We start from the raw sequence: 19,513 nt of genomic DNA on the forward strand, positions 1-19,513 counted from the left end.
CACCTAGTGGACAGCTTGTCCAAAGCATTTCATGGAGGCGGCTGTCGGTCAAGCTATGACCTGTGACACGTCTGCGTCCTTTTTTGATGCAGTGCGCGGCGCGCCGAGGTAGTCCGACAAAACTTTGGTTCCCCGCAGGAGGAGATCGACGATGGGCTCTTCGCCCTCAGGCCGGTTCAGGATGCCCTCGCGCAGTCCACTGATGGACAGGGAAGCCGCAACTTCGCCGCGGTGGTCGAAGATGGGTGCCCCGATGGCAGCGATGCCCGGGGTGACGTTGTTGTCGCTGATAACGAAGCCCTGGTCCCGGATGTGCTCCAGTCCGGCATAGAACTCTGACCGGGACCGCACGTCGCGCCATGGCTCGCCGCTGCTGGCGACGATCGCAGCATATTCGTCCCATGAGGCCCGGTCTTCGAATGCGAGCAGCGCACGGGGCGCGGCGCCGACATGCAGGGGAAGGGACTCCCCCAGTTTCAGGACCCGGCTGTTGACCCTGATCCCGTCAATGCGCTCGATACACACCGCCCGGGTTCCGCGGCGGATGCACAAGAAGGTTGTTTCCCCTGTTGCTGCGTGGATTTCGCGCAGGATGGGGGCGGCGGCCCGGCGGATGTCCAGGCGTCGGGTGAGCTCGCCGGAAAGGGCAATCATTTTGCTTCCCACCCGGTATGCGCCTCGATGGCCGATCTGTTCCACCCATCCGGCTTCGGCCAAGGTGGCCAGCATCCGGTAAATGGAGCTGGCGGGTTCTTCGAGCATCTCGGTCAACCGGGTCGAGGTTGCGATGCGTTCTTCTGCCAGGGCGGACATCAGTGCCGATGCTTTGGCGATGACGGCAGGGGCGCGGGGGGAGTCCCGATCGGATCCTTCCGGAGGATCGAGTCGGGTGGCTTCTTTTGTATCGTTCGGGTCTTCCTGGGACATGGAGGCGGAGAGGGCCTGGGCGGCGGTGTTCAGGATTTTCCGTGCCGCGTCTTCGTGGCCGAGGACTGTTGCCCGCAGGCCTGCGACCGAGATGGCGCCCAGGAGGCTGCCGTCCTGCCGGAAGACGGGGACGGCGATTGAGGCGACGCCTTCGATGATCTCGCTGTCTTCAACGCTCCATCCGCGGTTGGCGGTTTGCTCAACCCTCTCCCTCAGCTGCTCACCGGTAAGCGGTGTCCGGGACGCGATGCCGGGGTAGGGGCCCGAGGCCAGTACGCTCTCCCGGAACTCGGGTGCGCTGAAGGCCAGGAGAGCCTGCGATGCAGCCCCCGCGTGGAGCGGAAGGGTGCGTCCGGGGGCCAGGTCGTGCAGGTCGACGTCGGCGCCCTGAATCTGGTCCAGGCATACGGCTCCGTTGTCGCGCAGGACGCAGAAGTAGGGGCTCATGCCCAGCTGGCCGCGGATCCAGCGCAGCTGTTCGCGCAGCTCTGCGCGGTCCACGAGCGCATCGGCCGCCGCGTCGCCAAGTTTGAGTATCCCGGTTCCCAGCTCGAGCTTCCCGTCACCGCTTGACCGGACGAGTTTCTCCTGCTCCAGCGCAGCGACGATCCGGTACACGGTGGGCCGCGGCTCGGACACGACCTTGGCCAGCTCCGCCGGCGTTGACTGGCCAATCCGCGCCAATTCATCGATCACCTGGCTGGCTTTTTTCAACAGCTGAATGGTGTTCACCAACCGCCTCTTTTCTGACCCCTGGGAGTCGCTAGCATCCGCGTAACTACCGTCGCGCAGACGCGCTGCACATAAGCACCTCTGCCATTGTCGTCCGTCCGGCCCAAGGCGCCCCGGAAGGCCCGACTTGTGGTGCGTGCAAATGTAATCTGCAACACCACTAGCGTCGATAGCTGGTACTGTGCGAACATGGTGTCCATTGTACGGCACCAAGTGCTCGCAATCACATCTAAATTTCAGGCGCGGCGGTCATGCCGACGCAGAACTGACGCCTTCAGCGTCACGCGGCTCTCCAAAGGAGGAGAACGGTGTTTAAGAAAATTGTCATGTTCGCTGCAACAGCAGCCACGTCACTGGTACTTGCTGGTTGTGCAGGAGGGGGTGCAGGCAGCGGCAACGGGGCCGGCGGAGGGACACAGGCTCCCGCCGACACCCGCATCGGAGTTTCACTGCCCAGCCAGGATGAAGAGCGGTGGATCACCGACGGTAAGGCCATCAAGGAAGGGCTGGAAAAGGTCGGCTACCAGGTGGACCTCCAGTACGCCAATAACGACATCCCCACCCAGCAGCAACAGGTAGACCAGATGCTGACCCAAGGTGCCGATCTGCTGATCCTGGCACCGCTGGACGGAACGGCCCTGTCCCCCCAGTTGCAGCAGGCGGCAAGCTCGAACATCCCGATAGTCTCCTACGACCGGTTCGTCAGGAACAGCGCCGACGTCGACGTTTACGTCACCTTCGACAACTTCAAGGTCGGCGCCCAGCAGGCCACCTCGCTTCTCATCGGGCTCGGTGTCCTGAACAAGGACGGCTCCGAAGGCACCGCCAAGGGACCGTTCAATATCGAACTGTTCGGCGGATCGCTGGACGACAACAACGCAACCTTCGTCTTCAACGGCGGCATGTCGGTCCTGCAGAAATACATCGACAACGGCACCCTGCTGATCAAGTCGGGACAGAACAAGCTCTCGCAGGTGGCAACCGAGAACTGGTCACAGCAAAAGGCGCAGGAGCGCATGGATAACCTGCTGACCGCCAGCTACAGCGGCGGAGCAGCCAAGCTCGACGGTGTCCTTACCCCCAACGACAGCGTCGCCCGCGGCGTCATCACCTCACTGGGCAACGCCGGCTACGGCCCGACCCTGTCCTCACAGCCCAAGCCGATGCCTGTTACGACCGGCCAGGACGCCGAGGTTGCCTCCGTGAAGTTCGTCAACGATGATGTGCAGTTCTCCACCGTGTTCAAGGACACCCGCGCCTTGGCTGCACAAACTGTAAAGGCGTCCCAGGACCTGCTGGCAGGAAAAGACCCCGAGGTCAACGACACCAAGTCCTACGACAACGGATCCAAGGTCGTCCCCTCGTTCCTCGTGCCGATCCAGCCGATCTACAAGGACAACATCAAATCCGCGCTGATCGATTCCGGCTACTACACCGCTGCAGAGGTCGAAGCCGGCCGCCTTCAGTAGTCGTCCAGGGAGGGGCACCACACAGTGCCCCTCCCCTCCCCCTCTCCCCTACAAGACCGATAGGACGGCGGGCCAATGGCCGACCACATCCTGGAAATGCAATCCATCACCAAGACCTTCCCAGGCGTCAAAGCGCTGTCCGGCGTTTCGCTGGCCGTGGAACGCGGTGAGGTCCACGCGATCTGCGGCGAGAACGGCGCAGGGAAGTCCACCCTCATGAAAGTCCTCTCCGGCGTCTACCCCGCCGGCAGCTACGGGGGTGAGATCCTGTTCAAGGGGCAGACGTGTTCTTTCTCCGGCATCCGGGATTCAGAGCACGCCGGCATCGTGATCATCCACCAGGAACTGGCCCTTGTGCCGCACCTGTCGATCGCCGAGAACATCTTCCTGGGCAACGAGCGCCGAGGAGCATCAGGACTGATCGACTGGCACAAGACGAACGCCGAGGCCGCCGAACTCCTCGCATCCGTCGGTCTGCGCGAAGAGCCCACCACCCCGGTCGGGCAGCTTGGCGTCGGCAAGCAGCAACTGGTCGAAATCGCCAAAGCCCTGTCCAAAGAAGTGCAGCTGCTCATCCTCGACGAGCCGACCGCCGCGCTTAACGACAATGACTCCGCGCACCTGCTCGACCTGGTCCGGGCCCTCCGTGACCGCGGCATCACCTCGATCATCATTTCCCACAAACTCAACGAGATCGAAGCAATTGCCGACCACACCACCGTCATCCGCGACGGAAAGACGGTGGAAACCCTGAACATGGCAGATCCTGACGTGAACGTCGACCGCATCATCCGCGGGATGGTCGGCAGGGACCTCGAAGCGTTCTACCCCGACCGTGAGTCGAACCCGGGCGAGGTCGTTCTCCGGGTGGAGGACTGGACGGTCAAGCACCCCACCCAGGACCGCCTGGTCGTCGATAACGCGAGCTTTGAAGTCCGCGCCGGCGAAGTCATCGGCATCGCCGGACTCATGGGCGCCGGACGCACCGAACTGATGATGAGCCTGTTCGGCCGCTCCTACGGCAAGTACGTCTCAGGCAAAATCTTCATGCACGGCAAGGAGATCCACACCCGCTCCGTCGCCGCAGCCATCGAAGCACGGATCGCCTACGCCACCGAAGACCGCAAGGCCTTTGGCCTCAACCTCATCGATGACATCGCCCGCAACATCTCAGCCGCAGCACTGGGCAAACTCGCGAGCTGGGGCTTCGTCAACCACCACGAAGAAGCCCGTGCCGCCGAATTCGCGATGAAATCAATGAACATCAAAGCCCCCAACGTGAAATCAATTGTCGGCAAACTCTCCGGCGGGAACCAGCAGAAGGTCGTCCTCTCGAAGTGGTTGCTCACCGACCCCGAAGTACTGATCCTGGACGAACCCACCCGCGGCATTGATGTCGGCGCGAAATACGAGATCTACACCCTTATCAACAGCTTCGTGGACGCCGGAAAGGCAGTCGTGGTCATCTCCTCCGACCTGCTCGAACTGCTCGGCACCTGCGACCGCATCTACGCGCTTTCCGCAGGCCGGATCACCGGGCAGCTGCCCGCGGCTGAAGCATCCGAGGAACGCCTCATGACACTCATGACCAAAGAGAAGGAACTCACAGCATGACCGTGACAGCCCCCCGGGGATCCCAAAGGAAAGACTCGCCGGCCGCAGCAGCGGTCGTCAAGACCGGAACCAGCGAAATCCGCGAGCTGTTCACCCGCAACCTGCGCACCAGCGGCATCTACATCGCCCTTGTGGCCATCGTGGCGCTGTTCGCAGGACTCACCGGCGGCGCCTCACTCGGTCCCGGAAACATCACCAACATCGTCCTGCAGTACTCCTACATCCTGATCCTGGCCATCGGCATGGTCATCGTGATCATCGCCGGGCACATCGACCTCTCCGTGGGCTCCGTAGTCGCCTTGACCGGCGCAGTGTCGGCGGTAGTCGTCATCCAATACGGACAGCCGTGGTGGGTCGGCGTCCTCGCAGCCCTCGCCACCGGCCTCGCTATTGGAGCCTGGCACGGATACTGGGTCGCCTACGTCGGGATTCCGGCGTTCATCGTCACCCTCGCCGGCATGCTCCTCTTCCGCGGCCTGACCCTGGTCGTACTCGACAACGTATCCCTCTCCCCCTTCCCGGCTGACTACGGCACCATCGCATCCGGCTTCCTCAACGGCCTCCTTGGAGGCCAGGGGTACGACCTCTTCACGCTCCTCATCTTCGCCATCGCCGTGATCGGCTACGCCGCCAACCAGTACCGGACCCGCAAGACCCTGATCAGCTACAACCAGCTCGTCCCGTCATTCCCGCTGTTCATCGCCAAAATCCTCGTTGTCGGCATCGCAGTCATGGTCTTCGCCTGGCAGCTGGCCATCGCCCGCGGCATGCCGCTTGTCCTGATCATGCTGGCCATCCTCATCCTGGTCTACAGCGTCATCATGCAGCGCAGCGTCTTCGGCCGCCAGGTCTACGCCATCGGCGGCAACGTCGTCGCAGCAGCCCTGTCGGGCGTGAAGGTGCGCACCGTCAACTTCTGGATCTTCGTGAACATGGGTTTCCTCTCCGCTGTGGCCGGTATCGTCTTCTCCTCCCGCTCCAACGGCGCCCAGCCCGGCGCGGGCAACATGTTCGAACTTGACGCGATCGCAGCAGCCTTCATCGGCGGCGCGGCCGTTACCGGTGGCGTCGGCAAAGTCGTCGGAGCCATGGCCGGCGGCCTCATCATGGCCGTCATGAGCAACGGCATGCAGCTGATGGGCATCGACCAGTCCGTGCAGTCAGTCGTCAAGGGCCTGGTCCTGATGCTTGCCGTCGCCTTCGACATCTACAACAAGCGCCGGGCCGGTTCCCGCTAACCGCTTCCCGCATCAAGAAGCCCCGCGTGAATAGGAACAATCACGCGGACAATAACTCTTCACAAGGAGCCCATCTGATGACCCACCAGTTTGTATACGAAGCCCTCCCCATGCGGGTGCGCTTCGGCGTCAACTCTCTCTCGACCCTGCCCGAAGAACTCGACCAGATCGGACTCAAGCGCGTCCTGGTCCTCTGCTCACCCGAACAGGAGGACACCGGCAACCGGGTAGCCGAAGCCCTGGGTGAGCGCTGCGTCGGTGTTCTTCCGGAAGCTGTCATGCACGTGCCCAACGAGGTGGCCCAGCGGGCCAGCGACGAAGCCACCCGCGTCGGTGCCGACGGCTGCGTCGCTGTCGGCGGCGGTTCAGCAATCGGCCTCGGCAAAGCAATCGCCCTCAAGCACGGACTGCCGATCGTTGCCGTCCCCACCACCTACGCCGGCTCTGAAATGACACCCGTGTGGGGACTGACGACCGACGGACGCAAGGAAACCGGCAAGGACCCCCGGGTGCTGCCCCGCAGCGTCGTCTACGATCCCGAGCTCACCATGACACTGCCGGCCGCCATGTCCGTGACCAGCGGCATCAACGCCATCGCCCACGCCGTGGAAGCCCTCTACGCACCTGACGCGACACCGATCATCTCGCTGATGGCCGAAGAAGGCGTCCGGGCCCTTGCCGCAGCGCTGCCCGCCATCGTGGCTGACAGCTCCGACCCCGAAGCCCGCAGCAATGCCCTCTACGGGTCATGGCTGTGTGGTGCCTGCCTTGGTGCCACCACTATGTCGCTGCACCACAAGCTGTGCCACGCACTCGGTGGAACCCTCAACCTGCCCCACGCCCAGACGCACACCGTCGTCCTCCCCCACGCCCTTGCCTTCAACCAGCCGGCAGCCCCGGACGCGACCGCTGCCCTGTCAAGGGCACTTGGCGGGGCTGCGGACCCCGCTGAAAGGCTGTGGCAGATCGCCGGGGAACTCGACGCGCCCCGGTCCCTCGCCGAGTTGGGCATGAAGGAAGAAGACATCGACCGCATCGCAGAAGAAGTAACCAGCCGCTCCTACGGAAACCCACGCCCCATCACCTACGACGACGTCCGCGGCATCCTGCACGCGGCATGGGCAGGCAAGCCGCCGAGCGCAAACCCCACCGCCTAACCCTCAAGCACGGTCCACGCCCCGCTCCTTGCCGGGCGCGGACCCCCGCTCGAGGAAAAAGCGGCAGTAGGCCCCTCCGGTACCGTGTGTTCACGACCGGAGGGGCCTACTCCAAACCGCCCCATTCGCCCATATTTTGCAGATTCAACCAGGAGGTAGACCTTGGTCGCCAAGCGGACCATCGCCCCAGGAATTGCCGTATCCCCACTAGCCCTCGGCACGAACGTCTTCGGCTGGACCGCTGACACCGAGACGTCGCACGCGATCCTTGACGGCTACGTCGAAGGCGGCGGCAACTTCCTGGACACCGCCGACTCGTACTCATTCTGGGCCGAGGGCAACACAGGCGGAGAATCCGAAACCATCATCGGAAAATGGCTGGCCAACCGATCCGACCGCGACGACCTGATCATCGCCACCAAGGTCAGTCACCACCCCGACTTCGCCGGGATGGCGCCCGAAACGATCCGCGCCGCCATCGACGCCTCGCTGACGCGACTGGACCTCGACGCCGTCGACATCTACTACGCACACTTCGATGACCCCACAACGCCCCTTATCGAGAGCATCGCGGTAATGTCCGAACTCATCGACCAAGGAAAGATCCGCTCGATCGGCATCTCGAACTACACCGCTGAACGAATCGCCGAATGGCTGACCATCACCGCCCGTGAAGGGTTCCACACCCCCGTCGTCGTCGAACCCCAGTACAACCTCGTCGAACGCGGCATCGAGGCCGACATCCTTCCCCTGGCCCGCACTCACGGCCTGGCCGTCGTACCCTACTACTCCCTCGCCCACGGCTTCCTGACCGGGAAGTACGACGACGACGAGGAGATCGAGAGCCCACGCGCCCCCGACGCGGCACAGTACCTGAACCCTCATGGTCGGCAGGTGATCGAAGCCGTTAAGCGCGTCGCCGGGGAACATTCCACAGAGCCTGCGTCCATTGCGTTGGCCTGGCTCGCCGCTCAGGACGGCGTTGCAGCCCCCATCGCCAGTGCCCGCACCACCGATCAGCTCACACCGCTGCTCGACTCGATGCACATCCAGTTGAGCGACAACGACCTGCGGCTGCTCGACGAGGCATCGCAACTCTGAGCCCCTGCCGGCATACTCGACATCACAAACAACAACGAGGAAACGACCATGATCCAGCAGACCCGCGTCCCCGAAACTCAAAGCACCCCCGACGCCCAGCACGTTTCCGCGGCCCAGCAGAACGTTGAAGAACAGCTGGTACGCAACGTGCTGCGCTCATTCGAGGACTGCCAGGACCCGAGGCTGAAGCAGCTGATGCAGTCCCTGGTGACCCACCTGCACGCGTTCATACGTGATGTGAGGCTCACAGAAGCTGAGTGGAACAAAGCCATCGAATTCCTCACCGCCGTCGGCCACATCACCGACGACCGCCGGCAGGAATTCATCCTGCTCTCCGACGTCTTTGGAGCATCGATGCAAACCATCAACGTCAACAACGAAGCCTACGGCGAGGCCACCGAAGCCACCGTCTTCGGACCATTCTTCGTCGAAGACGCACCCCGAATCGAAAACGGCGGAGACATCGCCGGCGCAGCGCCCGGCGAACCCTGCTGGGTCGAAGGCAGCGTCAAAGACACCGACGGAAACCCTGTCCCCAACGCCCGGATAGAGGTTTGGGAAGCCGACGAAGACGGCTTCTACGACGTGCAGTACAGCGACCAGCGAGTCTCCGGCCGCGCCCACCTCTACACCGACGAGGACGGAAACTACCGGTTCTGGGGACTGACCCCAACCCCCTACCCCATCCCCCACGACGGCCCCGTCGGGCAGATGCTGTCAGCAGTGGGACGCTCCCCCATGCGCGCATCCCACCTCCACTTCATGGTCACTAAACCAGGCCTGAGAACACTGGTCACGCACATCTTCGTCCGCGGCGACGAACTGCTCAAGTACGACACCGTCTTCGGAGTCAAGGAATCCCTCATCAAAGACTTCGTCCAGCAGGAAGCGGGCACGCCGACCCCTGACGGGCGGGACCTCGGAGATCGCACCTGGGCGCGAACCCGCTTCGACATCGTCCTCCCACCCGCAGCCGACTAACGGGTACTACTTGGAATGGGCTTGGCCGATCCTAAGCCAGAAGGACAAACCCTAAACCATCTGAACTTATATGGCTCACGCCGGTAATCGGCCCCTACCCTCCGACCGAGGTTAGGGGCATTTCCGGCGTTGCGCTCCGCCCGTGGTTCTAGGGACCTGATGAGGTGATGTACGTCGGCAGGAACAACGTTTGGCGGAACAAAAGCAACACCAAGTCCCGCAGCTGAAGTTAAGTACCCGGCTCCTGTACCCACGAGTGGCTGAGCCAGGCATGGATACGCTTGATGCCGTCTGCGAATGATCGCGTCTCTGGTTTGTCGAGGAAACCATGACGTGCGTCGACGACGACGCAGTACTTCAGTGCGGTACCGGCAGTGATTAGCTCATCCCTAAAGGCCTGTCCGGATGCCCTGAGCGTGTCGCGGTCAGCGTCCAGCATGAGGGTTGGGGGAAATTCTGAAACGTCGCCGCCGCCAGGAAATGCGTGGAAGTCGGACATCGCTGCAGGGGATCCAGCGTAATTTCGGTTCATCCGTTCAACTACACGTGGGTTGAATTGCGCTATCCCATGGCGTCCCCGGACGCGGGCTCTTATGTCGGGCGGCAAAGTGGGCAGGTCGGCGTGGAAGGTACCGTAGGCCAGGATTAGCCGGGCAGGCAGTTCCTGTCCCTCATCTCTCAAGCGAAGTGTTGCTGCAGCAGCCAGACATGCGCCCGCGCTTGCACCTCCGAGAATGAGACGCCGGTTGGGTGACTCTTTACGAATCGCGTTGGCGGCGTCAATCACGTCGTCTAGGGGTACGGGAAACCTGATGCCGGGCAATACTCCCGGTTTTGGTTTGCTAATCCAGCTCCAGGGCGGTGCAAGGCGGTAGTCGATGGTAACTACAGGCCGGCCTTGCTTTGCCAGCGCACAAGCAACGGCATGGGACTCGAGTTGATCCAGCCCTCCCCCGCTAAAGGCGCCTCCGTGCAACCATACGAGCAGGTCGCTGTCCTGGGCAGGTCCCGTCGGGAACGTGTACCTCCGAATCGGAATTGAACCGTGTCGGCCCTCAACCAGTTCATCCGAAATCTCCAGGCTTTCTGTGTAGGACTTAGGAACAGCTTTCTTATGCACAGTTTTTTCCTTAAAAAAGATGAGCGCGAGCGGGACCCCACTCGAGTGGATCAAGCGCGTCCGGGTTGTGACCGAAGTACTACTACGTTCTAGTGGCCGCAATTTACACGCGAAGGCATCATTGGTGCCAGCCTTGTAGGCTCGACTGCGCTGCGCGATGACGCATTGCCTGCCATCGGCTCCCTTTGGCTCCGCTACTTGGCGGCCGAATCAAACTCGCACGCGGATGCGGCAGCTGGCCGGCCACCGAAGTACCTGTACATCAGGGAATGAGAAGACTACTATCAATCACTAGTTCGTACTAGTGATTGGGTCAATGGAGTCTCGATGAGTAATAAGTCAAACGGCTTTTGGGCTGAATTTTCCGATCCACTGGCTGGCCGGATGGGCCGCTAGATGTTTCCGGATGTTAAGGATGTCAGCGGGGTAGTGCACCTTCTGGGCTCCTCCCCTATCTATGCGCGCAGGCATCAACATAGGGACGGCTATCCGATGCACAGCCATTCCTTTGTGGAGGTAGTCGTGGTCACCGGAGGGTCCGCTCTCCATGAGTCAGCCATAGGGACAGAACTCGTCCAAGAGGGCGACGTTCTTATCCTGCAGCCCGGCATCGCCCACGGCTACAGTTCGTGTCGCGATCTTGAGGTGTTCAACTGCGGGGTTAGTACCGACTTGCTGAACGGCCCTCTTTCCTGGATGGTGAGCGACACAGCGGCAGCGTGCGCTTTATTCGGTAGTGCCCGTCCTTCCTACGGAAATCAGATCTACATAGGCGGGCTATTGCGGGACGAGCTGGAGTCAAGGCTTGGACGCATGACGGAACTCGAGCATCTTTGCGGCGCTTCGACGGGGCGGCGAGCGGAATTCCTGGCAATGCTGATCTTGTTTCTCGATGATCTTGTGAGGGTAGCTACCGATAAAGGGCAGACCTTATCCACGTCCCTGTCCCATCCTTCGGTGGTGGAGGGCATCCGCTTGATGGAGGCCAGTCTCGATGATTCCTGGACGCTGAAGGACTTGGCCTGCAAGCTGCATATGACGCCGAGTCATACGGTGCGTCTGTTCAAGTCCCAGACTGGTCTGCCTCCGCTCGCCTATCTAGCTAAGAGGAGAGCGGAGGCAGCAGCGCGGCTGCTTATCTCCACGGACTACACAGTTTCTCGCGTGGGAAGGGAAGTGGGCTGGTCCGAGCCCAACTACTTTGCCCGCCGATTCCGGTCCCACTTTGGTGTTCCGCCCACCACGTACCGCGAGCGGTTTCGACCCGAGGCCGGCCCGGACTGAACGTGCCGGTCGTGTCCTGCCGCAAAAGATACGCGGGGTTAGATGGTTCAGCCCGGGCTTCCCAGCAGGGGCGGTATGAGGGATGCGAGGCCATCGCGGATGGCGTTCAGTGCCGGCTCGGCGGCCGCTACGTTACCCTCTGGCGTAAAGAAGTTCATTGGCTGCCAACCCCCAATGGCATAGTCAGGGGCCCACGGGCGAACACCAGATAGTACGCCGGTACTCGCGCCCCACGCAGTTAAGTCGCGGTAAAAGCGGTATTCGCCATCTTGGTCCTGCGGATATCCAAGAAGAGGAGAGTTCCAGGCGAACGGTGCCTCCATTGTGCCCGATGGATACCCACATTCCGCGACGAACACCTTCTTGCCGTACTTCTCTTTGAGGGCAGTGGCAGTGGCCTGGAATGAGGCCAAGGACCCGCCGGAGCTTGTGGGGTAGTAGGAAACCCCCAATTCGTCGATATCGAACCCTGCATCGTTCATCGACTGCCAGAACTGTGTAAGGAGGTCAGGGAAAAGCAGCGCCACTGTGCTGGTGTGGGTGCTGAACCGGGCGTGGGGATCGATGCTCTTGATGCCGGCGGCGACCGCAGCGAAAATGGCACCCATATGGGGCCACAGGTGCTGCTGAAGCCACGCGGTTCGATCCGGCATCGTGAAGAGCTGATAAGCAGTCATTCTGCCGATTTCAGGGTCAACAGCGTCGGGGGCGGAGTATGACCAGTACGCTGTCGACTCGGTGAAGCTCCTGACCGCGACACCAGCAACACCAAACTCCACTTCGTTGCCGAGGTCCCAGACGTTCACCTCCGCTCCCTTGCCAAGAATTTGCTTTGCCACCTGGGCGCCGTATTCCCGCATCGCCTTTGTCATCTCCGTGATGGACAACGAGGACCATGGACCCGGCAGCGAGATTTGGGGATAGTCGGAAAAGTCCGGTCCCGGCTGATGCGAGATGTCACCATAGACCGCCCAGAGGCCCAATTCGGGGTTCAGCGGTATCCCAAGCTTGCGGGCCAGGGCGGCTTTCTCAAGACCTTCTTTGAAGCCGTGCTGGGCGTCAACGTCATTGGCCTGGCGGCGGGTCGCAATCCGCGTGAAAACCTCGTTTCCGCCGTGGGCCATAAACATCCGCTGTACGCTTTCGAGCGTGCCAGCTCTAAGGCTGCCGTCCGTGAAAGTCAGCCCCTTTGCCAGCATTGACTGCGTGAACGGGCTCACTGACAGAGCCGAACGGAAGCCACCGCTGGAATTGCTAAGTTTCGCCTTAGGGCTTGCCGACGCCGGGATCGCGCCGAACGTCGCCGCAGACCCGGCCATGATTCCCCCAGCGGCAGACATCGTAAGGAAATTTCGGCGGTTGAAGCCGCGGTGCTGCGACTGAAACGGAGGAGTTGATGACGTCATCGTCGGTCTCGCTATTCACTCTCGGGGGTCCGGCTCGGTCCGGACCGCTATCCATTCTGGTCTCCACCAGGGCTGCTGATGTAGCACTCGGTTGCTGAGACCTAGCACAGGGTTGATCTGTTTAGGCTGGCGGGACCGAAAGCTCAACGATGAACACAGCGAAAGCCAGGAGTGTCGGGCAGCTGTCCCCCTCATTGGTGTCTGAAATGTTCTGGCGACAGATCGCAGCCCGGGGACTTCCCGGCCGTATTTGCACCTCATGGTCGCTCCGAGAGCGGTCAGGCGCTGCAAGCAGCCCGCCAGTGAAATTGGTCCAACTGGTCTTGCGCCTGCCCGCTTCATCGGGCTAGCATCAACTCCGGCTAGTCCGTAATAGTCGCGCAACTCACAAATGGCCGCGCTTCTGGTGGACGAATTAAAGGCTGGACGTTGGGTGGGGCACAAAGAGGGTGCCGCCCTCGGCGGCTCCTGCTGACCCATCCCTCACCCGCATGGCCGCGATGCCATGACGGTCCACGTCGATCCCCTCCTTGCCGGGTTCGGCCTTGCCATAAGCAACGCAAAAAGTACTTTCATGCAAAACACCCATATTGAATCGTTCCAATAGGTTTCTGGTTCAGGGCCACAATTTCAGGAGGCTGGATTGAAGAAATTTAAGAACCACGTGCTGGGGGCAGGGGCGGTGGCCGCAGCGGCCGCTCTCCTGCTCTCGGGCTGTTCCGGGGCCGGCTCCGCCGCGGACGGTCAAACCAGGCTTTCGTTCCTGGTGGAAAACAGCGATGCGACGGTCGCGGCCGCAAACGAACTGGCCAAGGAGTTTACCGCCGCCCACCCCGACATCGCCGTTGAGGTTCAGACCCGCCCGGGTGGTTCGGAAGGGGACAACCTCGTTAAGACCAAGCTTGCCACGGGGGACATGGCGGACGTCTTTGCCTACAACTCCGGGTCACTCTTTCAGCAGATAAACCCTGAGCAGAATCTCGTTGCTGTCACCGAGCAGTCTTTTGCGGCAAACATTTCGGATTCGTTTAAGCCCGTGGTGACAGCGAACGATCAGGTGTACGGCGTGCCGTTCGGCACCGGTATGGCTGGCGGTGTGCTGTACAACAAGAAGGTCTACGAACAGCTCGATCTGACGGCGCCGAAGACCTGGACAGAATTTGTGTCCAACAGCGAGAAAATCAAGGACGCGGGGATCACCCCGATCATCCAGACGTACAAGGACACCTGGACGTCCCAGCTGTTTGTGCTGGCCGACTTCGCCAACGTCGCCAAGTCGGAGCCCAGCTTCGCAGCAGATTTCACCGCCGGTAAGGCCAAGTTCGCAACCGACCCCGCAGCCGTCAAAGGCTTCCAGCGCCAGGAACAGGCCGCAAAGGCGGGGCTGTTCAACAAGGACTTCGCCTCTGCCACCTATGCCCAGGGCCTTGACATGCTGGCCAACGGCGAGGGCGCCCAGTACCCGATGCTGACGATGGGGCTGGCCGGCATCAAGGCCAACAACCCGGAGAAGCTTGACGACATTGGAGTCTTTCCGCTTCCCGGCGACGACGCGTCCACCAATGCCTTGACAGTATGGATGCCCACCGCCGTGTACGTTCCAAAGACCTCCAAGCACGTCGAAGAAGCCCAGAAATTCCAGGCCTTCATCGCAAGCAAGGAGGGTTGTGATGTCCAAACGAAGGCCGCGGGTGTCACAGGACCATATCTCCTGAAGGACTGCACGCTGCCCGCTGATGCGCCGTCAGCAGTCAAGGACATGCTTCCGTTTTTCGATGACCCTTCCAGGAACAGCCCGGCACTGGAGTTCCTCTCGCCGGTCAAGGGTCCCTCGCTGGAGCAGATCACCGTTGAACTCGGCACGCAGCAGTCCACCGCGGAAAAGGCAGCAGCCTTGTACGACGAGGACGTCAAAAAGCAGGCTCAGCAGCTGAACCTGCCCGGTTGGAACTGAACAAAATACAGGAGGCCCGGGGCAGCAGGTGCTGCCCCGGGCCCGCTCAGGAGACGCCATGACCCTCAAACAGAACGCACCGATGGTGGCGCCCCCGCGGCACTCCAGTGTGGCCGCCCCGATGCCCCGGGCCAGGAAGAAGAGCCCTTATCCGTACTGGTTTTACCTTCCGGCCGCAGTAATCTACGCAGTGCTGTTCCTCCTGCCGACGTTTGCCTCGTTCTTCTTCAGCCTCACCCGGTGGAACATGTTCAACGCGACCTTCGTCGGCCTGGAAAACTTCCTCCAGTTTTTCCGTGAACCAGCCCTTTTGACCGGTCTGAAGAACACGATTATCTATGCGGTGCTGACCTCGGGACTGAAAGTGGGGCTCGGTATGGTCTTTGGTGTCCTGCTTACCTCGAGGATCATTGCCCGGGGTTTCCTGCGCTCAGTGTTGTTTTTCCCGGTCTTGCTCAGCAGCATCGGCGTGGGGATCGTTTTTAGTGTCTTCATGGACCCTGCCAACGGCATCATCAACCAGGCCCTTTCCACTATCGGCATCCAGGGGCCTTCATGGCTCGCGGATCCCGCCTGGGCCATCTACTCGGTCGGCCTGGTGGATGTCTGGAAGGGGGTAGGCCTCGCTACCGTGATTTACATTGCCGGCATCGTTTCAATACCTCAGGAATACTTCGAGGCGGCCAGGATGGACGGCGCGAGCCCCTGGAAGGCGTTCTGGAACATCACCGTACCCCTCGCCCGTCCCGCGACGACGACCGTTATCATCCTCTCCCTCATCGGCGGCCTACGCTCCTTCGACCTGATTTGGGCCATGACAAAAGGAGGGCCCGGGTTCGCTTCGGATGTCATCGCATCGGTGATCTACAAGCAATACCAAGCCGGATTCTACGGTCTGTCAACGGCAGGAAATGTCGTGCTCTTCCTAATCATTACAGCCATCGTCCTGCCCCTATCCATTTTTCTGAACCGCAAGGAGGTCGAGCAGTGAGGACCCTCAAGCGGTACGGGTGGGGAACGCTCGCAATCACCATCACCACGGCAGTCTTCATCGTGCCGCTGGTTTTCATCGTTCTCATCGCGGTCAAGGACCGCCGCCAGGCAGCCAAGCTGGACTTCAGCTGGCCAACAGATTTCTCGTTTGTGGAGAACTTTCAGCAGGTCCTCGCCGCCCGTAACTTCATGCTCGTCACGGCCTTTATCAACAGCACGGTGCTGACCGTGGCCAGCGTCTCGATCCTTGTAGTCCTTTCGGCCATGGTCGCGTGGGTGCTGCAGCGCCGCCGCAGCCGCTGGAACGCGGTCGCGAATTTCCTTATCCTTTCAGGCCTGATCATTCCTCCCGCCGTCGTCCCGACAATCTGGGTCCTGCAGGGTCTTGGCCTGTTTAAGACCATGCCGGGTCTCATCCTCATTGAAGTTGCGTTCGGAATTTCCTTCTGCGTCATGATTTTCCGTGCGTTCATCGCTTCGATCCCCCGCGAGTTGGATGAAGCGGCCGTCATCGATGGCTGTGGACCCGTGCGCCTGTTCTTCCGGGTCGTCTTCCCGCTCCTGCGCTCGGTCATAGTGACCGTCATCGTCGTCCAGTCGGTCGCTGTCTTCAATGACTTTCAGAACCCTCTCTACTTCTTCCCGGGGGATCAGAATGCGACCGTCCAGCTGACTTTATTCAACTTCCAAAGCCAGTTCACCACCAGCTACAACCTGCTGTTCATGAATATTCTGCTCATCACCATTCCGCCCCTGGTCATGTACCTGTTTTTCAACCGTCAGATTGTTGCCGGCATGACCGCCGGAGCGGTCAAGGGCTGACACGAACACCCACACCACCAGCGACCTGCAGCACAGCGCGGAGAGTTACCGGTGGGTTCGGCCGGGAATCTGGCAAGCAGCCGGGAGTGATCGCCTCACCAGAGCCCCGATCCGTAGGCTTTTGATACCTTCGACCAGCACAGCCGCCGCCGCTAAGCAAGCAGGGCCAACCCCTGGTTACCGCTGAAACGGGTTGGTGCTTAATCTCGCGTGAATGCTTAAAGGCAGGAATCTACCGGGGGGCAACGGATTCCCTACGGACGATCACTGCAGCTTCTGCCGGCGGGTCGGGTAAAGGGTGTCCTTCGACGTAATGCAGGGCAACAGCAGCCGTGTAGCGGCCGAGCTGTTCCATATCCACTGAGATGCTGGAGATTGATGGGATGAAGCGGACTGCCAGGGGGGAGTCGTCGTGTCCGATCACGGAGAGATCCTCAGGGACACGTATCCGGTTGCGGACAGCCCCGGCAATCACGTCTGCAGCTGTTTCATCGTTGTAGGCGACCACAGCAGTTACACCTGACTCCCGCCAAGCAGCGACGGCTAAAGGTGCCGACTCGTCCTGATAATCGACTTGCCGGACCAAGGGAAGGGGAAGACCAGCCTCCGTGCAGACCTTGTTCACGAGCTCCAGGCGTGCCTGAACAAACTCCTTCAGCCTGGGATCGGAAGGGCATGCGAACCCCAATTTCTCATGACCGAGACTTATCAGATACTCAGCTTGAAGCTGAGGTCCCGACGCAAAATCGGGAGACGCAGGAGCCACTTCCCCATCAGGTGAAGGAATGACGTTGCGGATGCCCAGCGATTTCATGTCCGCCAGTTCGTCAGCAGAAAACGGCTCGTAGCCGATAACGACGGCCGGATCCAGAATTGCCCAAAGCGGCGTAGCGGCGCTGTCCGCAAGCGGCGTGTACGTGATCAGGGCGTATCCGTGTGCGGCCAAGGCGTGGGTCAGGGCCTCCAGGTTGGTCCGAAGGCTGTGCTCAAGCGGCCAATCAGGCAGAACCAGCAGCACGATCTTATTCCGCCCGCTCCGCAGTGCGCGCGCCGCCTGGTGAGGCCGGTAGTTCAGGCGCTCGGAGGCCGCCAAAACGCGTTTGCGGGTCTCTTCAGAAATCGTCTGCCCCTTAGTCCGATTCAGAACAAAGCCCACAGTTGCCGGGGAAACACCCGCCTCCCGGGCCACGTCCGCAGCCGTCACACGCCGCCCTGTCAATGTGGTCAACCCGCACTCCTTGAATCGTTACAAACAGGTCTTGCCAGAAGCAATCCTGCCTTGCTAGCATTTTACCCATACCTGCTAGTACGTACTAGTGATTTGTTCCACACCAGTGCTTTCGACAATGGAGTCCCCATGATTTCTCCTGAGACACCGCCCGTGTCCCCTCCCGCCGGTTCCCCCGTGACCGGTGTGATGGGCAATACCGACGAAGAAACCATTCACGAGGTGCCCGTGCAGGACACCGACCTGCCAAAGGTGTCTGCCAAGTACATCTGGCTGATGGTCCTCGCGCAGTTGGGCGTCTTCATCGCATTCATCACGCCTATGGCCATCTCCCTCTCGGTGAAGGTCAGCCAGCTCACTCCCGGCCAGGAACAGAACCTCGGGTACATCCTCGGAGCAGGTTCCCTGGTCGTCATGCTCACAGCTCCTTTCCTGGGAACCCTCAGCGACAGGACCCGCACCCCCTTGGGCCGGCGCAGCCCCTTCATCATCGGCGGCACAATCGTCGGCGTGCTGGCCCTTGTAGTGATGGCTTCGGCGGACAACATTGCTGTCCTGACACTGGGCTGGATCCTGGCCCAGCTTGGCTGGGGACAGGCGCTGGCAGGCCTGAACGCGTCACAGGCTGACCGCCTTCCGGAATCACAGCGCGGCAAGGTCTCCGGACTCGTGGGCTTCGCCACCCAGATCGGCCCGGTCATCGGTGTCGTCTCCGCAGGGTCGCTGATGACCAACAACCTGCTGCTGTTCCTTGTCCCCGGCATCGCCGGCGTCCTCTTTTGCGCACTGTTCGTCCTCTTCGTGCGGGAAGGATCCAGCAGGAACCTCGTCTTCGAGGACAAGCTCAGCATCAAGCTGATTGCCTCCAAGTACCTTTACAACCCCAAGCAGTACCCGGATTTCAGCTGGAACTGGCTCGCCCGTTTCCTCTTCTACTTTGGGCTGACGCTGAACACCACTTTCACCGCGTTCTTTCTGGCCTCCCGGCTCGGCGTCTCGCTGCAGGAAATCGCCGGCGTTATCGCCTCTGTTGGCGGCATCGGCGTCCTCGCCACAACGTTCGGTGCCATCGGTGGCGGCTTCCTTTCAGACAAGATCCGCCGGAGGAAGCCGATCGTGCTCGCAGCTGCAGTGATCTTCGCGGCCGGCATCGTCGTCATGGCCTTCGCCCACGACCTGCCGATCATCATCGTCGGATCCTTCCTGACCTCCATCGGGATCGGCGGATTCTCCGCAGTGGACCAGGCCCTCCTCCTGGACGTGCTGCCCGAGAAGAAGACCAACGCAGGACGCTTCCTGGGAATCACAGGGTTCGCGACCTCCATCCCTCAGGCCGCGGCCCCCCTGATCGCTCCCCTGTTCCTGACCATCGGTGCTACCGCCGCCGAAAAGAACTACACCCTGCTCTACCTGATTGCAGCAGGCATCACCCTGCTCGGCGGACTGGTCGTCCTCCGCATCAAGTCCGTACGCTAGCAACCCGCAGA

15 protein-coding genes and 1 pseudogene are annotated in these 19,513 nt (G+C 61.3%); 12 read left to right on the top strand and 4 right to left on the bottom strand.

Features of this window, described 5'->3' with window-relative positions; genetic code table 11:
• Window positions 1-48 precede the first annotated feature (48 nt).
• Window positions 49-1,659 (bottom strand): IclR family transcriptional regulator, encoded by a 1,611-nt coding sequence (locus ACIQF4_RS18535; RefSeq protein ID WP_400517669.1) that lies wholly within the window; start codon window positions 1,657-1,659, stop codon window positions 49-51.
• Window positions 1,660-1,967: 308 nt separating this feature from the next.
• Here ACIQF4_RS18535 and chvE point away from each other — a divergent pair, with 308 nt between their 5' ends.
• From chvE to ACIQF4_RS18565, 6 genes are all read left to right on the top strand, one after another.
• Window positions 1,968-3,128: a multiple monosaccharide ABC transporter substrate-binding protein gene (chvE, locus tag ACIQF4_RS18540; protein WP_400517670.1), complete on the top strand. Its 1,161-nt coding sequence runs from the start codon at window positions 1,968-1,970 to the stop codon at window positions 3,126-3,128.
• 75 nt (window positions 3,129-3,203) lie between these two features.
• The gene (gene mmsA, locus ACIQF4_RS18545; RefSeq protein ID WP_400517671.1) at window positions 3,204-4,742 is read left to right on the top strand and encodes a multiple monosaccharide ABC transporter ATP-binding protein; all 1,539 of its coding nucleotides are present in this window, start codon (window positions 3,204-3,206) and stop codon (window positions 4,740-4,742) included.
• A complete protein-coding gene (gene mmsB / locus ACIQF4_RS18550; RefSeq protein WP_400517672.1) occupies window positions 4,739-5,980 on the top strand; it encodes a multiple monosaccharide ABC transporter permease in 1,242 nt (413 codons plus the stop codon). The genes mmsA and mmsB overlap by 4 nt, the downstream gene beginning before the upstream one ends.
• A gap of 77 nt (window positions 5,981-6,057) precedes the next feature.
• Entirely contained in the window at window positions 6,058-7,137 is a 1,080-nt protein-coding gene (locus tag ACIQF4_RS18555; RefSeq protein ID WP_400517674.1) for a maleylacetate reductase, read from the top strand.
• Between the two features lie 162 nt (window positions 7,138-7,299).
• On the top strand, window positions 7,300-8,238 hold the full coding sequence (locus ACIQF4_RS18560) for an aldo/keto reductase (protein ID WP_400517675.1): 939 nt from the start codon (window positions 7,300-7,302) through the stop codon (window positions 8,236-8,238).
• 48 nt (window positions 8,239-8,286) lie between these two features.
• Window positions 8,287-9,219, top strand: coding sequence for an intradiol ring-cleavage dioxygenase (locus tag ACIQF4_RS18565; protein WP_400517676.1), 933 nt, complete (start codon window positions 8,287-8,289; stop codon window positions 9,217-9,219).
• A 229-nt stretch (window positions 9,220-9,448) separates the two neighbouring features.
• Here ACIQF4_RS18565 and ACIQF4_RS18570 read toward each other — a convergent pair whose 3' ends face one another.
• On the bottom strand, window positions 9,449-10,339 hold the full coding sequence (locus ACIQF4_RS18570; RefSeq protein ID WP_400517678.1) for an alpha/beta hydrolase: 891 nt from the start codon (window positions 10,337-10,339) through the stop codon (window positions 9,449-9,451).
• A 396-nt stretch (window positions 10,340-10,735) separates the two neighbouring features.
• On the opposite strand from ACIQF4_RS18570, the pseudogene ACIQF4_RS18575 reads away from it, so the two are divergent.
• Together ACIQF4_RS18575 and ACIQF4_RS18580 are read left to right on the top strand one after the other, a co-directional pair.
• A pseudogene (locus tag ACIQF4_RS18575) lies at window positions 10,736-11,008 on the top strand (AraC family ligand binding domain-containing protein); the annotation flags it as partial.
• Between the two features lie 144 nt (window positions 11,009-11,152).
• A complete protein-coding gene (locus tag ACIQF4_RS18580; protein WP_400517682.1) occupies window positions 11,153-11,623 on the top strand; it encodes a helix-turn-helix domain-containing protein in 471 nt (156 codons plus the stop codon).
• Window positions 11,624-11,670: 47 nt separating this feature from the next.
• On the opposite strand, the gene ACIQF4_RS18585 is transcribed toward ACIQF4_RS18580, so the two are convergent.
• A complete protein-coding gene (locus ACIQF4_RS18585) occupies window positions 11,671-13,029 on the bottom strand; it encodes a glycosyl hydrolase 53 family protein (RefSeq protein ID WP_400580015.1) in 1,359 nt (452 codons plus the stop codon).
• 643 nt (window positions 13,030-13,672) lie between these two features.
• Between ACIQF4_RS18585 and ACIQF4_RS18590 the strand changes: the two genes are divergently transcribed.
• The 3 genes from ACIQF4_RS18590 (at window position 13,673) to ACIQF4_RS18600 (ending at window position 16,798) form a co-directional block, all read left to right on the top strand.
• The gene (locus ACIQF4_RS18590; RefSeq protein WP_400517290.1) at window positions 13,673-14,983 is read left to right on the top strand and encodes an extracellular solute-binding protein; all 1,311 of its coding nucleotides are present in this window, start codon (window positions 13,673-13,675) and stop codon (window positions 14,981-14,983) included.
• Between the two features lie 58 nt (window positions 14,984-15,041).
• Entirely contained in the window at window positions 15,042-15,974 is a 933-nt protein-coding gene (locus ACIQF4_RS18595; RefSeq protein ID WP_400517289.1) for a carbohydrate ABC transporter permease, read from the top strand.
• Window positions 15,975-16,036: 62 nt separating this feature from the next.
• Window positions 16,037-16,798 (top strand): carbohydrate ABC transporter permease, encoded by a 762-nt coding sequence (locus ACIQF4_RS18600; protein WP_400517288.1) that lies wholly within the window; start codon window positions 16,037-16,039, stop codon window positions 16,796-16,798.
• A gap of 232 nt (window positions 16,799-17,030) precedes the next feature.
• Here ACIQF4_RS18600 and ACIQF4_RS18605 read toward each other — a convergent pair whose 3' ends face one another.
• On the bottom strand, window positions 17,031-18,026 hold the full coding sequence (locus ACIQF4_RS18605; RefSeq protein ID WP_400517287.1) for a LacI family DNA-binding transcriptional regulator: 996 nt from the start codon (window positions 18,024-18,026) through the stop codon (window positions 17,031-17,033).
• A 129-nt stretch (window positions 18,027-18,155) separates the two neighbouring features.
• Here ACIQF4_RS18605 and ACIQF4_RS18610 point away from each other — a divergent pair, with 129 nt between their 5' ends.
• Entirely contained in the window at window positions 18,156-19,502 is a 1,347-nt protein-coding gene (locus ACIQF4_RS18610) for an MFS transporter (protein ID WP_400517286.1), read from the top strand.
• Window positions 19,503-19,513 lie beyond the last annotated feature (11 nt).

The sequence above is a fragment of the Pseudarthrobacter sp. NPDC092202 genome (genome assembly GCF_044755505.1).
Taxonomy (GTDB): domain Bacteria; phylum Actinomycetota; class Actinomycetes; order Actinomycetales; family Micrococcaceae; genus Arthrobacter.

Bases quoted from the DNA above. Each gene is read 5' to 3' on its own strand.
- mmsB (WP_400517672.1), top strand. From the start codon at position 4,739: ATGACCGTGACAGCCCCCCGGGGATCCCAAAGGAAAGACTCGCCGGCC.
- ACIQF4_RS18565 (WP_400517676.1), top strand. From the start codon at position 8,287: ATGATCCAGCAGACCCGCGTCCCCGAAACTCAAAGCACCCCCGACGCC.
- ACIQF4_RS18585 (WP_400580015.1), bottom strand. From the start codon at position 13,029: ATGACGTCATCAACTCCTCCGTTTCAGTCGCAGCACCGCGGCTTCAAC.
- ACIQF4_RS18555 (WP_400517674.1), top strand. From the start codon at position 6,058: ATGACCCACCAGTTTGTATACGAAGCCCTCCCCATGCGGGTGCGCTTC.
- mmsA (WP_400517671.1), top strand. From the start codon at position 3,204: ATGGCCGACCACATCCTGGAAATGCAATCCATCACCAAGACCTTCCCA.
- ACIQF4_RS18610 (WP_400517286.1), top strand. From the start codon at position 18,156: ATGATTTCTCCTGAGACACCGCCCGTGTCCCCTCCCGCCGGTTCCCCC.
- ACIQF4_RS18595 (WP_400517289.1), top strand. From the start codon at position 15,042: ATGACCCTCAAACAGAACGCACCGATGGTGGCGCCCCCGCGGCACTCC.
- ACIQF4_RS18580 (WP_400517682.1), top strand. From the start codon at position 11,153: ATGACGGAACTCGAGCATCTTTGCGGCGCTTCGACGGGGCGGCGAGCG.